At 69.9% G+C, this 13,356-nt stretch carries 13 protein-coding genes and 1 tRNA gene; 8 read left to right on the top strand and 6 right to left on the bottom strand.

Annotation, left to right across the window (positions count from 1 at the left end):
• The first annotated feature begins 14 nt into the window (after positions 1-14).
• The 3 genes from AC2YHJ_RS02550 to AC2YHJ_RS02560 all read left to right on the top strand — a co-directional run bounded on the left by AC2YHJ_RS02550 (position 15) and on the right by AC2YHJ_RS02560 (position 3,445).
• Positions 15-1,403 (top strand): M20 family metallopeptidase, encoded by a 1,389-nt coding sequence (locus AC2YHJ_RS02550; RefSeq protein WP_487393761.1) that lies wholly within the window; start codon positions 15-17, stop codon positions 1,401-1,403.
• Between the two features lie 115 nt (positions 1,404-1,518).
• Complete coding sequence (locus AC2YHJ_RS02555) at positions 1,519-2,136, top strand: EF-hand domain-containing protein (protein WP_487393762.1); 618 nt, start codon at positions 1,519-1,521, stop codon at positions 2,134-2,136.
• Positions 2,137-2,278: 142 nt separating this feature from the next.
• Complete coding sequence (locus AC2YHJ_RS02560) at positions 2,279-3,445, top strand: acyl-CoA dehydrogenase family protein (protein ID WP_487393763.1); 1,167 nt, start codon at positions 2,279-2,281, stop codon at positions 3,443-3,445.
• A gap of 307 nt (positions 3,446-3,752) precedes the next feature.
• Here AC2YHJ_RS02560 and AC2YHJ_RS02565 read toward each other — a convergent pair whose 3' ends face one another.
• Positions 3,753-4,127, bottom strand: coding sequence for an LCCL domain-containing protein (locus tag AC2YHJ_RS02565; RefSeq protein ID WP_487393764.1), 375 nt, complete (start codon positions 4,125-4,127; stop codon positions 3,753-3,755).
• Positions 4,128-4,318: 191 nt separating this feature from the next.
• Positions 4,319-4,393 (bottom strand) — tRNA-Val (locus AC2YHJ_RS02570).
• A gap of 94 nt (positions 4,394-4,487) precedes the next feature.
• Between AC2YHJ_RS02570 and AC2YHJ_RS02575 the strand changes: the two genes are divergently transcribed.
• Complete coding sequence (locus AC2YHJ_RS02575) at positions 4,488-5,270, top strand: DUF3108 domain-containing protein (protein ID WP_487393766.1); 783 nt, start codon at positions 4,488-4,490, stop codon at positions 5,268-5,270.
• On the opposite strand, the gene gph is transcribed toward AC2YHJ_RS02575, so the two are convergent.
• A complete protein-coding gene (gene gph / locus AC2YHJ_RS02580; RefSeq protein ID WP_487393768.1) occupies positions 5,259-5,906 on the bottom strand; it encodes a phosphoglycolate phosphatase in 648 nt (215 codons plus the stop codon). The two genes, AC2YHJ_RS02575 and gph, sit on opposite strands and share 12 nt — an antisense overlap.
• A 179-nt stretch (positions 5,907-6,085) precedes the next feature.
• Here gph and glmU point away from each other — a divergent pair, with 179 nt between their 5' ends.
• From glmU to AC2YHJ_RS02595, 3 genes are read left to right on the top strand one after another with little or no spacing between them, the layout of a single operon-like run.
• On the top strand, positions 6,086-7,390 hold the full coding sequence (glmU, locus tag AC2YHJ_RS02585) for a bifunctional UDP-N-acetylglucosamine diphosphorylase/glucosamine-1-phosphate N-acetyltransferase GlmU (RefSeq protein ID WP_487393769.1): 1,305 nt from the start codon (positions 6,086-6,088) through the stop codon (positions 7,388-7,390).
• Between the two features lie 7 nt (positions 7,391-7,397).
• Complete coding sequence (glmS, locus tag AC2YHJ_RS02590) at positions 7,398-9,221, top strand: glutamine--fructose-6-phosphate transaminase (isomerizing) (protein ID WP_487393770.1); 1,824 nt, start codon at positions 7,398-7,400, stop codon at positions 9,219-9,221.
• Between the two features lie 4 nt (positions 9,222-9,225).
• Complete coding sequence (locus AC2YHJ_RS02595; protein ID WP_487393771.1) at positions 9,226-9,540, top strand: hypothetical protein; 315 nt, start codon at positions 9,226-9,228, stop codon at positions 9,538-9,540.
• Between the two features lie 7 nt (positions 9,541-9,547).
• Here AC2YHJ_RS02595 and AC2YHJ_RS02600 read toward each other — a convergent pair whose 3' ends face one another.
• The 3 genes from AC2YHJ_RS02600 to fahA are packed head-to-tail and all read right to left on the bottom strand — an operon-like array spanning position 9,548 to position 12,587.
• The gene (locus AC2YHJ_RS02600) at positions 9,548-10,492 is read right to left on the bottom strand and encodes a tripartite tricarboxylate transporter substrate binding protein (protein WP_487393772.1); all 945 of its coding nucleotides are present in this window, start codon (positions 10,490-10,492) and stop codon (positions 9,548-9,550) included.
• Between the two features lie 5 nt (positions 10,493-10,497).
• Entirely contained in the window at positions 10,498-11,286 is a 789-nt protein-coding gene (locus AC2YHJ_RS02605; protein WP_487393774.1) for a cyclase family protein, read from the bottom strand.
• 23 nt (positions 11,287-11,309) lie between these two features.
• Entirely contained in the window at positions 11,310-12,587 is a 1,278-nt protein-coding gene (fahA, locus tag AC2YHJ_RS02610) for a fumarylacetoacetase (RefSeq protein ID WP_487393775.1), read from the bottom strand.
• Positions 12,588-12,664: 77 nt separating this feature from the next.
• Between fahA and AC2YHJ_RS02615 the strand changes: the two genes are divergently transcribed.
• Positions 12,665-13,336 carry a GntR family transcriptional regulator gene (locus tag AC2YHJ_RS02615; RefSeq protein ID WP_487393777.1) on the top strand — a complete coding sequence of 224 codons (672 nt, stop codon included), beginning with the start codon at positions 12,665-12,667 and terminating at the stop codon, positions 13,334-13,336.
• Positions 13,337-13,356: the final 20 nt, after the last annotated feature.

The raw sequence follows: 13,356 nt of genomic DNA on the forward strand, positions 1-13,356 counted from the left end.
AGGGACACCGCATCATGGCAACCCGCGAAGGCGCCCTGTCCCGCGCCACATCCTTCTTCGACGATGGCGGCTTCAAGTCGCTGCTGTCGGACCTCGTCGCCATCCCCTCCACCGCGCAGGAGGAAGGGCGCGAGGCCGATCTCGACCGCTACCTGAACGGCGCCATCCGGCCGTGGCTGGAACGGCTCGGCTTCACCGTGCAGGTGCGGCTCAATCCGCGCGCGGGCTTTGGTCCGATCCTGACCGCTGTGCGCATCGAGGACGCGAAGCGCCCGACGGTGCTGTTGTATGGCCACGGCGATACGGTGCGCGGGCTGGAAGACCAGTGGCGCAAGGGCCTCGAACCCTGGAAGCTCATCGAGGAAGGCGACCGCTGGTACGGCCGCGGCACCGCCGACAACAAGGGCCAGCACGCACTGAACATCGCCGCCCTTGAAGCGGTGATCGCGGAGCGCGGCGGCAAGCTCGGCTTCAACGTGAAGGTCGTGCTGGAGATGGCCGAGGAGCGCGGCTCCACCGGCCTGCGCGACTTCATCGCCGCCAATGCCGAGGAACTGAAGGCCGACGTGCTGATCGCCTCGGACGGCCCGCGCGTCGAACCCGGCATCCCGACGATCGCGACCGGCACGCGCGGCACCTTCCACTTCGACCTGGCGCTGAAGCTGCGTCCGGGCGGCGTGCATTCCGGCCATTGGGGCGGGCTGACGCGCGACCCGGCGATCCTGCTGTCGCATGCGCTCGCCACCATGATGGACCGCAACGGCCGCGTACTGGTGCGCGGCATCCTGCCGCCTTCCGTGTCGAATTCGGTGCGCGCGGTGCTCGATGGCTGCCCGGTCGGCGGCGGCGATGGCGCGGCCACGATCGACGAGGGGTGGGGCGAACCTGGACTGACCTCCGCCGAGAAGATCTATGGCTGGAACAGCCTGATCGTGCTGGCGATGGTCTCTGGCCGGCCGGAGAACCCGGTGAATGCCGTCGCCCCGGAGGCGCGCGCGCATATGCAGGTCCGCTACACCGTGGACAGCGATCCCGCGACCTTTGGCAAGGCGGTGCGTGACCATCTCGACGCGCACGGCTTCCAGGACATCGCGGTGGAGAACGCCGGGCTGCGCATGCCGGCATCCCGCACCGATCCCGACCACCCCTGGGTGCGCTGGGCGCAGGCATCGATGGCGAAGTCACTCGGGAAGAAGGTGCAGATCATCCCGAATTCCTCGGGCGGATTGCCGGGCGATGTCTTCGTCGATCACCTGCACGTCCCGCTGGTCTGGGTCCCGCATTCCTACAATGGCTGCAAGCAGCACGGGCCGGACGAGCATTTCCTGATCGCCCCGGCACGCGAAGGCATCCTCGCATTCGCCGGAATGTGGTGGGACCTGGGCGAGCCGGGCACACCCTGAACACGTTCGGGTTACGCTTCCTCACCCTGTCAAGCGCCTGCCGCAATGCGAGCGTTACACGGAGGGGCCAGTTTCCTCTCAGCGGCGTAAGGCCGCAGAAGAAAGGACTGAGACCATGAGGAAGACGACGATCGCGGCGCTGGGTGCGGTGCTTCTGGCGGGCAGCGTGGGCCTCGCGGTGGCGCAGCCGGCCCCGGGCGGCCCGCCGCCGGCTGGCGGGCCGGGCTGGCACGGTGGCCCGGCTGGCCATGGCCCGCATCACGGCCGTCGTGGTGATGGCGGTTTCGCGATGGGCGAGGCCTTCGCCCGTGCCGACGCGAACAATGACGGCCGCGTGACGCGGGAAGAAGGCACGACCTGGCTGCAGGCCCGCTTCACCGAGATCGACGCCAACAAGGATGGCGGCGTCACCATCGAGGAGTTCCGCGCCTACATGGAGGCGCAGCGCCCCGCTGGCCGCCGCGCCCCGCCCGAGGCGATGCGCGAGCGGATGCAGGAACGCGGTGCCGCGATGTTCCGCTTCATCGACGCGAACCTCGACGGCAAGGTCACGATGGATGAGCTGCGCCCGATGTTCGAGGCAGCCTTCCGCGCGGCCGACCAGAACGGCGACGGCGCCCTGTCGCGCGACGAGATCCGTCACCGCGGCGCGGGTGGTCCGGGTCGCCCAGGCGCCGCCCCGGCGGCCCCGGCTGCGCCCGCCGCCCCGGCCGCCCCCGCGACGCCGCGCTGAACCTGGCCGGGCCGGGGGTGATGCCCTGGCCCGCCTTTCCGGAACGAACGCCGCTGCGGGGTCCGTGGCGGCGTTCGCGCATTGACCCCCTTGGAACCGTCCCGCAGTTTCCCGCCGGCAAGACGCATATGGGGGAAGCGCGGTGCAGTTTTCGCTGACGGACGACCAGGAAGAACTACGCGCCCAGGTGCTGCGCCTCTGCGAGCGCTTCGACGACGCCTATTGGCTCGCGCGCGATCGGGATGGCGTTTTTCCCCACGATTTCCACGCGGCCATGGCCGAAGGCGGATGGCTCGGCATCGCCATGCCGGAGGCGTATGGCGGCGGCGGCCTCGGCATGATGGAGGCGACCGTCATGATGCGCGCGGTCGCCGAATCCGGCGCCTGCATGACCGGCGCCTCGGCCATCCACATGAACATCTTCGGCCTGAACCCGGTCGTGGTCTTCGGCACCGAGGCGCAGAAGCAGCGCTTCCTTCCCCCCTTGATCGCGGGCCGCGAGAAGGCCTGCTTCGGCGTCACCGAACCCAATGCCGGCCTGAACACGACGGAACTGAAGACGCGCGCGGAAAAGCGCGGCGACCGGTACGTCGTGACCGGGCAGAAGATCTGGATCTCCACGGCGCAGGTGGCGGACCGCATCCTGCTGCTGGCGCGCACCACGCCGCTCGACCAGGTGAAGCGCAAGACGGATGGGCTGACGCTGTTCTACACCGCGCTCGACCGGTCGAAGGTCGAGGTGCGGCTGATCGAGAAGATGGGCCGCCACGCCGTCGATTCGAACATGCTGTTCTTCGACGGGCTGGAGATCCCGGAGGAGGACCGCATTGGTGCCGAGGGCGCGGGCTTCAGGCAGATCCTGCACGGGATGAACCCCGAGCGCATGCTGATCGCCGCCGAGGCGGTGGGTATCGGCCATGCCGCGCTGCGCCGGGCCGCGACCTACGCGAAGGAACGCATCGTCTTCAATCGCCCGATCGGAAAGAACCAGGCGATCCAGCATCCGCTGGCGCGCTGCTGGGCGAATCTGGAAGCGGCCTGGCTGATGACGATGAAGGCCGCCGCACTCTACGACGCCGGCAAGGAATGCGGCGCCGAGGCCAATGCCGCGAAGTACCTGGCCGCCGAGGCCGGATTCACGGCCGCCGAGACGGCGGTGATGACGCATGGCGGCATGGGCTATGCCCAGGAATACCATGTCGAGCGATACCTGCGCGAAAGCCTGATCCCGCGCATCGCCCCGGTCAGCCGCGAGCTGATCCTGAGCCACCTCGCGGAACGGGTGCTGGGGCTGCCGAAATCGTACTGAGCCGTGCTGCGCCGCGCGCGCTACACGGCGCCGCGCTGGCTCAGAGCCACGGCGGCGGTACGCAGCAGGATGCCGAGGTCAAGCCCGAGCGACATCCTTTCGAGGTATTCCAAGTCGTGCCCGCGCTCTCTGCGGCCGCAGATTGGCACCGCCCGTGGCCGTTGGCGGATCTGCACCGACAGGGGGTGTGCCGGGGGTGGTGTGCGGCCCCCCTCGACAAGCCCGCGGGACATCGTTCACCCGCGTTTGCCGGAAGGGGTTCACAATGAACCGAATAGGCTGGGCAATCGCTGTTAGCGCCCCGACGTCATTGACGTGGCGCAGAGCCCCACCCCCCGGTCAGCCGCTCGACGCGAAAACCCGACGCTGCCGAACCGTGTGTGCCCGACGTGACGCCATTGCGCACACTGCCCGCATAGGCGGATTGCCCGGGCTCGGGCACCACGCGCACCGTGCCCCCTGTCTCCCGGATCACGCCCGCATGTACCGCCGCGCTGCAGATCCCGCTCGCCGCGGTGTAGCTGCCCGTCCCCCATACGGGCGCCGGTTCCACGCGCCAGCAGGCACAGCCGCCACCGAAGCCTTCGCCGGTCGCCGGACAAGGCATGAGGCTACCCCCCGCCGGCTGCGCCCGCGCCCCGAACGACGCGAGGAGCATGACGGTCAGAACTGCCCGCACCATGCTCAGCCTCCTGATGCTGTCGGCTCAGCGTAGCACGCTCCTCGCCTGGAACTCCCGGGGCGCGATGGTCGGAAACGCGTCGCTGCTGCGCGCCCATGTCCGAGCGCAAATCGGCGAGCACATGGTTCGTGGCCCGACACTGCACGGCCTGGCAAATCATGGCCAATGAGGCGAATTGTCTGGGAAGCGGATGGTGGGCGCGACAGGGATTGAACCTGTGACCCTTCGCGTGTGAAGCGAATGCTCTCCCGCTGAGCTACGCGCCCATCCAGCAGGGAGCGCGGACATAGAAGGGGGTGGGTGGGGGTGTCAAGCGCCCGCCCCCTTGTTCCGGCCGCGGCATGCGCCATTCTTGTGGGCATGACGCCACGCCACGCCGCCGCGCTGCTGGCTGCTGTCGCCCTTGCCGGCGGCGTCCCGGCTGCGCGCGCCATGCCGGTCGAGGCGAACTACACCATCTCCCAGTCCGGCGTGACGGTGGTGGATGTGCAGCTTGCGCTGCAACTGACCGAGACCTCCTACCGGCTGGAGAGCATCTCCCGCGCCCGCGGGCTCGCCCGGCTGTTCCTGCCGAGCGAGCAACGCGCCGAGGTGCAGGGCGGCCTGGTGGGGCGGGAGGTGCGGCCGCTGCGCTACATGTCCGAGGGCAACTGGCGCAGCGGGGCGCGCCGGACGGTGCTGGACTACCTCGGCGGATCGCCGCGCCTTGCCGTGCTGGAACCGCCCGACGGGCCGGACCGCATCCCCGTGCCGCCGGACCAGATGGCGGGCACGATCGACAGCCTCTCGGCGCTGGTGCGGCTGTCGCTGGCCTCGGCGGCAACCGGGCGCTGCGACCTGGCGGGGGCGGTGTTCGACGGGCGGCGGCGGCTGGAATGGTCCTCGCGGACGCTGGGCATCGGCACCGCGCCGGTGGCGGGCGTCTCGGGCCAGGCGCTGCGCTGCCGGCTCGAAAGCCGCCTGGTCGCGGGCTTCCGGCGCAGCGACGACCCGGCCGAGGCGGGCCGCCCGCGCGAAGCCGAGGCCTGGATCGCCGTGCTCGGCGCCGGGTTGCCGCCCATGCCGGTAAGGGTGGATTTCCCCTCCACCATCTTCGGCTCGATGCGGCTCGACCTCGTGCGGATCGGCCCGTCAGGCCAGTAGCGTGTTGATCATCCCGTGCAAGTCATGCGGCGTGGCGGCCACCGGCGCGCCATCGGCCATCGCGAGGGGGCCATAGCCCCAGCCCGCGAAGATGCAGGGCACGCCGGCGCCGGCTGCGGCCTGCACGTCGTTGCGGTGGTCGCCGATCATCACCGCGCGGTCCTTCGCCCCGCCGGCCGCGGCGAGCGTCGCGAGCAGATGCCCAGGGTCCGGCTTGCGGACCGGGAAGGAATCGCCCCCGCCGAGGGCGGCGAAGCGGCCCGCCAGGCCCAGTTCCTCAAGCAGCTTGCGCGCCGCCGCCTCGGGCTTGTTGGTGCAGACCGCCATGCGCCAGCCCTCTGCGGCCAGGCTGTCCAGCGCGGCCGGGATGCCATCGAAGGGCCGGGTCCGGGCGGTCGCCTCGGCGGTGTAGTCGGCGACGAAGGCATCCAGCGCCGCCTCGTCAAAGGGGCGGCCGCGGGCGGTCAGCGCCTTGGTCACCAGGGCGCGCACCCCGTCGCCGATCATCCCGATCACCTCGGCGCGCGTGAAGCCCGGCAGGCCCTGGGCGGCCATCAGCCGGTCCAGCGAGGCATGGATGTCGGCGGCGCTGTCCACCAGCGTGCCATCAAGGTCGAAGACGACGGTCCTGATCATGTAGGACGGGTATGCCGCCCGGGCGCGCCCCGCAAGGGCCGGGATCGCTTCGTGATGCGGCACGCCGGTGCGATCATGGGTCGCACCATGACCGGGACGGGGCCAGCCGACACATGCCGCAAAGCAACTTGACCGCCTCCACGCTGGACGCGGCGCGGCACGACTTGTTACCGGAAGGCATGTCTGCTGCCGCCATCATCCTCGCCGCGGGTCTCGGTACCCGCATGCGCTCCACCCGGGCGAAGGTCCTGCATCCGCTGGGGGGGCGACCGATGATCCGGCATCTCCTCGCCGCCTGCGAGGCGCGCTTCGGGCGGATCGCCGTGGTGGTCGGGCCGGACATGCCGGACCTCGAAGCCGCCGTCGCGCCGCACGACGTGGTGGTGCAGCGGGAACGGCTCGGCACCGGGCATGCGGCGCTGCAGGCGATGTCGCTGCTCGGCGGGCATCCGGGCGATGTCGCGGTCCTGTATGGCGACAACCCGCTGGTCACCGAGGCGACGCTCGAACGGCTGCTCGCCGCGCGGGCCGATGCGGACCTCGTGCTGTTGGCGATGCGCCCCGCCGATCCGGGTCGCTACGGCCGGGTCATCACCGGGGCGGATGGTATCGTCGAACGCGTTGTCGAATGGGCCGATGCGGATGAGGCCGAACGCGCCGTCGGGCTGTGCAATGCGGGCGTGGTCTGCGCTGGTTCGGCCAACCTGTCCCGCTGGCTGTCGGCGGTGCGCAACGACAACAGCAAGGGCGAATACTATCTGACCGACGTGGTTGCGCTGGCGCGCGCCGAGGGCCTTCGCGTGCGTGCGGTGGAAGCGCCGGAGGCCGAGTTGCGGGGCATCAACAGCCGCGCCGAACTCGCCGACGCCGAGGCGTCGCTGCAATCCGCGCTGCGCCTCGCCGCGATGGACGCCGGCGTGACCATGACGGCGCCCGAGACGGTGTTCCTGTCGCATGACACGCGCCTCGCCGCCGATGTGCTGGTGGAACCGCATGTCGTCTTCGGCCCCGGCGTGACGGTCGAGGAGGGTGCGACGATCCGTGCCTTCAGCCATCTGGAAGGCTGCGTGGTGCGGCGCGATGCGATCATCGGCCCCTATGCGCGGCTGCGCCCGGGCACGGTGGTCGAACCGCGCGCGCATGTCGGCAATTTCGTCGAGCTGAAGGCGACGACGCTGGGGGAGGGGGCGAAGGCGAACCATCTCGCCTATCTTGGCGATGCCAGCATCGGCGCGGGGGCGAATATCGGCGCCGGCACCATCACCTGCAACTATGATGGCGTGCGCAAGCACCGCACCGCGATCGGGGATGGCGCCTTCATCGGCAGCAACACCGCCCTCGTCGCGCCCGTGCATGTCGGTGCGCGGGCGCTGGTCGGCGCGGGCAGCGTCATCACCATGGACGTGCCGGACGATGCGCTGGCGATCGCGCGCGGGCAGCAGGCGATGAAGCCGGGGCGCGGCTTCAAGGGCAAGAAGGGGTAGCGGGACCATGTGCGGAATCGTCGGCGTCGTCGGGCGCGAAGCAGCAGCGCCGCGCATCCTGGAGGCGCTGCGCCGCCTGGAATATCGCGGCTATGACAGCGCCGGCATCGCCACGCTGGTCAACGGCCACATCGACCGCCGCCGGGCGGAAGGCAAGCTCGGCAATCTCGCCGCCGTGCTCGATGCCTCACCGCTGCCGGGCACCACGGGCATCGGTCACACGCGATGGGCCACGCATGGTGCGCCGACCGAACGCAACGCTCACCCGCACGGCACGCCGCGCGTATCCGTCGTACACAACGGCATCATCGAGAACCATGCCGATTTGCGCGCCGAGCTGGAAGCCAAGGGCCAGGTCTTCGAGACGGAGACCGACACCGAGACCTTCGCCCGCCTGGTGGACCAGAACCTCGCCGAGGGGCTGACGCCCGAGCAGGCCGCGAGCACCGCGTTGAAGCGCGCCCATGGCGCCTATGCGCTCGCCATGGTCTTCGCCGGTCATCCGCGCAAGCTGATCTGCGCGCGGCAGGGCGCGCCGCTCGCCGTCGGCTATGGCGATGGCGAGATGTTCGTCGGCTCCGACGCGTTGGCGCTCGCGCCGCTGACGCGGCGCATTGCCTATCTCGACGAAGGCGACTGGGCGGTGGTGGACGATGCCGGCGCGCGCTTCTTCGACCTGAACGACGTGTCGGTGCAACGCGAGATCCGCCTGACCGCGGTCTCGGGTGCCGCGACCGGCAAGGGTAACTATCGCCACTTCATGGAGAAGGAACTGCACGAGCATCCGGTCGTGCTCGGCGACACGCTGACCCAGTACCTCGACCCGATGACGCGCAGCGTGACCCTGCCGCCGCTGCCCTTCGACCCCGCCACCGTGCCGCGCATGACCATCACCGCCTGCGGTTCGGCCTTCCTGGCCGGCCAGGTCGGGCGCTATTGGATCGAGCAACTGGCGCGCATTCCCGTCGATGCCGATGTGGCGAGCGAGTTCCGCTACCGCGAGCCGCCGCTGCCGGAAGGTGGCGCGGCGCTGCTGGTCAGCCAGTCCGGCGAGACGGCGGACACGATGGCGGCGATGCATCTGCTGCAGCGGAACCGCCAGAAGGTCGTCGCGGTCGTCAACGTGCCGGAAAGCAGCATGGCGCGCGAAGCCGATGGCGCCGTGCTGACCGTCGCCGGCCCCGAGATCGGCGTCGCCTCGACCAAGGCCTTCACCGCGCAGCTCGCCGTGCTGGCATGCTTGGCGATCGGCTTCGGTCGCGCGCGTGGCACCATCTCCGCCAAGGATGAAGCGGCGCTGACCGCTGCCCTGCTGGAAGTGCCGGGCCACGCCGCGCAGGTGCTGGAACAGGATGAGGAGATCCGCGCCATGGCGGCGGAGGTCGCCAAGGCACGCGACGTGCTGTTCCTCGGCCGCGGCAGCCTGTTTCCCATCGCCATGGAAGGCGCGCTGAAGCTCAAGGAGATCAGCTACATCCACGCCGAGGGCTATGCGGCCGGCGAAATGAAGCATGGGCCGATCGCGCTGATCGATTCAGCCGTGCCGGTGATCTCGCTCTGCCCCTCCGGGCCGATGTTCGAGAAGACCGCGTCGAACCTGCAGGAAGCGGCGGCGCGCGGCGGGCGCATCATGGCGTTCACCGACGACCTCGGCGCGTCCCGGCTGCGCGCCTTCGCCGAGCGTGTGGTGGTGCTGCCGCGCGTCGGGGCCTTCTCCGCACCGATCCTGCACGCCATTCCTGTGCAGCTGCTCGCCTATCACGTCGCGGTGCTGAAGGGAACGGATGTGGACCAGCCGCGCAACCTGGCGAAGAGCGTGACGGTGGAATGAGGGGATGGAGGTCCACCTCGCGCCCGGCCAGCCGGCCCGCCTGGCGGAGGCGACGGAGCTCCGCCGCTTCAGCGTCATCGTCGCCGCGACGCCGGAGGCGCTGCCCGCGCTTGCCGTGGCGCTGCGCGGCATCGTCGATTTCGACGGCAGCGACCACGCCTGGGTATCCATCGATTGGCTGATCGAGGCGTCGCAGCGATCGGACTGGGCGGATTGGCGCGGGCAGTTCGCCGACATGGTGACCTACGCCACGGGCAAGGGCTGGACGCGCGCCGATCCGGCCGCCCTGCGCGGCCATATCGTCTGGCAGGGCGGCTAATCGATCGCTATTCGGGCTGCACGCCCAATTCGCGCAGGATACGGCCATAGGCTTCGTATTCGCTGTGCACCATGGCGGTGAAGTCGGCGCGCGACATGAAGTTCACCGGCACGCGGCGCGTCGCGGCGACACGGCGGAAGGCCTCGTCCTCCGTGCCGGTGCGGCAGGCTTCTTCCAGCTTGGCCATGATCGGCTCCGGCGTGCCGCGCGGGGCATAGATGCCGACCTGGCTTAGTTGCTGCGCATCGATCCCCTGTTCGCGCGCGGTCGGCACGTTGGGGTAGTCCGGATGGCGGCGCGCGGAGAACACCGCGATCAGCCGCAGCCGGTCGCCATCGATCAGCCCGCTCGCCGAGGCGACGACGGCGGCCGAGAAATCCAGCCGCCCGGCCAGCAGTTCATTCAGATGCGGCGGATCGCCGCGGAACGGGATGTGGGTGAACTCCACTCCGGTCGCGCGCGTCACCCGCACCATGGCGAGCTGCGGCAGGGAATTCGGCCCGGGGCTGCCGAAGGTGAGCGTCCGGCGCCGGCCTTCCGCCACCAGGCCGGGCAGGTCGCGGATCGGGCTGTTGGCGGCGACGACGGCGCCGATCACGTTCTCATTCGTGCCGCAGACCGGCGCGAAGCTGTCCGGCCCGATGCCGAGGTTGCGCACCATATGCGGCTGCACCACCACCGGTGTGACGGGCGTCAGGCCGAGCGTATGCCCATCGGGTGCGGATTGCGCGACGAAGCGCATCCCCACAACGCCCGACCCGCCATCGCGGTTGGTCAGCACCACCGGCTGGCCCATCAGCCGCGTGATGTGCTCGCCGAGCGCGCGGCCATAGGCATCCGACGCGCTGCCCGGCGCATAGGGGAGCACGATGGTGATGGGACGGTCGGGGAAGGTCTGGGCGGCGGCCGCGACGGGCGCGAGCAAAGCGAGGGCGAGAAGTGTGCGGCGCATGGCGATCACTCCTCGATGATCGCGACGGCGCGGGTCCAGCCGGCCGAACCGCGATGTACCTTCACCGGGAAGCAGGCGACCATGAAGCCGTTCGAGGGCAGGGTTTCCAGCTTCGACAGCTTCTCGATGTGGCAGTAGCCGATCTCGCGCCCGGCGCGGTGGCCTTCCCAGATCAGCCCGGCATCGCCGGTCGCCTGCACCTTCTTCTTCGTCAGCGAGAAGGGCGCATCCCAGGACCAGCCATCGGTGCCCGTCACGCGCACCCCCTGTTCCAGCAGCCACAGCGTCGCCGTCTTGCCCATGCCGCAGCCGGAGTGGATGTAGTCGTCCTCCCCATAGCGCGCGCCGGCCGAGGTGTTCACCACCACGATCTCCAGCGGCTTCAGCGTATGGCCGATGCGCTTGAGTTCCGCCTGCACGTCGCCCGGCGTCGCGACATAGCCGTGGTCGAAATGCCGGAAGTCGAGCTTGACCGCGGGCTGGAAGCACCAGTCGAGCGGGATCTCGTCGATCCGCCAGGACGGTTCGCCGCCAGGCACCGTGCGCTCGTTCATGCGCGGGAAGAAGTGGTAAGGCGCGTCCAAATGCGTGCCGTTGTGCGTGCTGATCTTCACGCGTTCCACGGCGGCGTAGTTGCCTTCCGGTAACTCGTCCTCGCGGATGCCGAATTCCTGCGCCATGCCCGGCGCGGTCATCTTGTGGTCGAGATACTCGATCTCCGGCAGGGATCGCGGTGGGTCGGAGGCGATGCCGGACTTCAGCGCGACCGAGATGTCGATGATACGACGGGCCATGGGGCGTTTCCTTCGTTCTTGATTCAGGCGGGCCAGGCGATGGCCGGGTTCAGCACGCCGCGGCATTCGCCGAAGCCGATCGGCACGGCACCGGGCGCCTCGGCGCGGGCGCGGAAGACGATCTCGTCGCCATCCTGGATCCACTTTCGAGTCTCGCCATTGGGCAGGGTGATCGGGCCGGTCAGGCCGATCTCGGCGAGGCAGGCGCGCGCCGTCTCCTCGGGGCCGGAGACGGTGCCGCTGCCGAGCAGGTCGCCCGCCAGCAGGTTGCAGCCATTGGTCGCGTGATGCGCGACCATGCTCGCGGCGGTCCAGTACATGCCGGCGAATTGCGTGTCGGTCAGGATGAAGGGCGCCGCACCTTCCGCACGCATGCGCGAGGTGAGGATCGCCGCCGTCATGCGCACCGACAGCGCGCCGTTCGACCGGTTCCACGCGCTGTCGAGATAGGGCAGGGCAGGCGGGTCCTGCACCGGTGCGGGGATCTCGAAGGGTGCCAGCGCCTCGGCGGTGACGATCCAGGCAGACACTGAGGTGGAGACCGACTTGCCGAGGAACGGCCCGAGCGGCGGCATCTCCCACCGCTGCACGTCGCGCACGGACCAGTCGTTCAACAGCCCGTAGCCAAAGATGCGATCGGGCGCGCGGGACATCGGCACGGGCTCGCCGATCGCATTGTCGCCGGCGATCCAGACGGCCATTTCGAGTTCGTAGTCCATCGCCTCGGTCGGACCGAACTGCATGGACCCGTCCTGGCGCTGCCACTGGCCATGCGGGCGGGTCACCGCCTCCCCCGACACGCGCACCGACGAAGCGCGCGAATGGTACGCCACCGGCAATTGCCGGAAAGCCGGGGGTAGGGGGTTCTTCGGATCGCGCCGCACGCCGAGCCGCGCGCAATGGTCGTAGCTCGCCATGAAGTCGGAGAAGTTGCGCACGCTGGTCGGCAGGTGCATCCGCGCCCTGGACATCGGCACCAGCACATCCGGCCGCGGCACGGCACCTTCGGACAGCAGCGCCGAGACCTCCGCCCGCAGCGCGGCCGACGCCGCGCGACCCTGCGCCATCAGCCCGGCCAGCGAGGTCTCCTTCACGACCGGATTCATGACCAGGTCGGCATCGACCGCAGCCCTCAGGTCCAGGATCTGGTCCCCGATCGCCACGCCGCAGCGCGGCCCGGCAAGCCCGGCGCTGAACACGCCGAGAGGCAGGTTCTGGATGGGGAAATCCGCCCCCGGCGCATTGGCGCTGTCGACCCAGCTGCGGCGCGCAGGGTCGTGGGTGGCATCTCGCTGGGCCATGGGCGCTCCGTTTTCTCCCGAATGGGCGGGATCATGACGTTGTTGATCGATATGACAAGATGAAATATATTTTCGATATGGATATCGTTCCTGCCACCGCCGTCGAGGCCGCGACGCAGAGATTGCGGGACGACATCGTCGCCGGTGTTCTGGCGCCCGAGGCGCGGCTGCGCCTGCGCGACCTGACCGCCCGCTTCGGCTTTGGCGCGACGCCGCTGCGCGAGGCGCTGTCCCGCCTCGCCGCCGAGGGCTTCGTGGTGTTCGAGGGGCAGAAGGGCTTCTCGGTGCCGCCGGTCACGCGGGTCCATCTGCTCGACATCACCCGGTCCCGCCAGTTCGTGGAGCCGGAGGCGCTGCGCCAGGCGATGGAGGAAGGCGGGGCAGCCTGGGAGGACGAGATCGTCACCTCCCTGTCCCTGCTGAAGCGGGAGGTCGAGCGGCGGACGGCCGGCGAGGCCTGGCTCGACATCTACGAGGCCAAGCATCACCGCTTCCACCGGGCGCTGATCGCGGCCTGTCCGCTGGTCTCGCTGCGGGCCTTCTGCGACGAGCTCTACATGCAGACCACGCGGTATCGCCGGCTCATGAAGAGCGCGACCGAGGATTGGGGCCGCATGGCAGGCGCGCACCAGCGTCTGGCCGATGCGGTGCTGGCGCGGGACGCCGCGGCGCTGCTGGCCCTGCACGACCATATCGGGACCACGGCCACGCGGGTACTGGCGATGCTTGGGGAGCCGCGGGCATCCTGACAGCGGCGTCCCGCGGGCCT

Source organism: Roseomonas sp. SRI_022 (genome assembly GCF_057586215.1).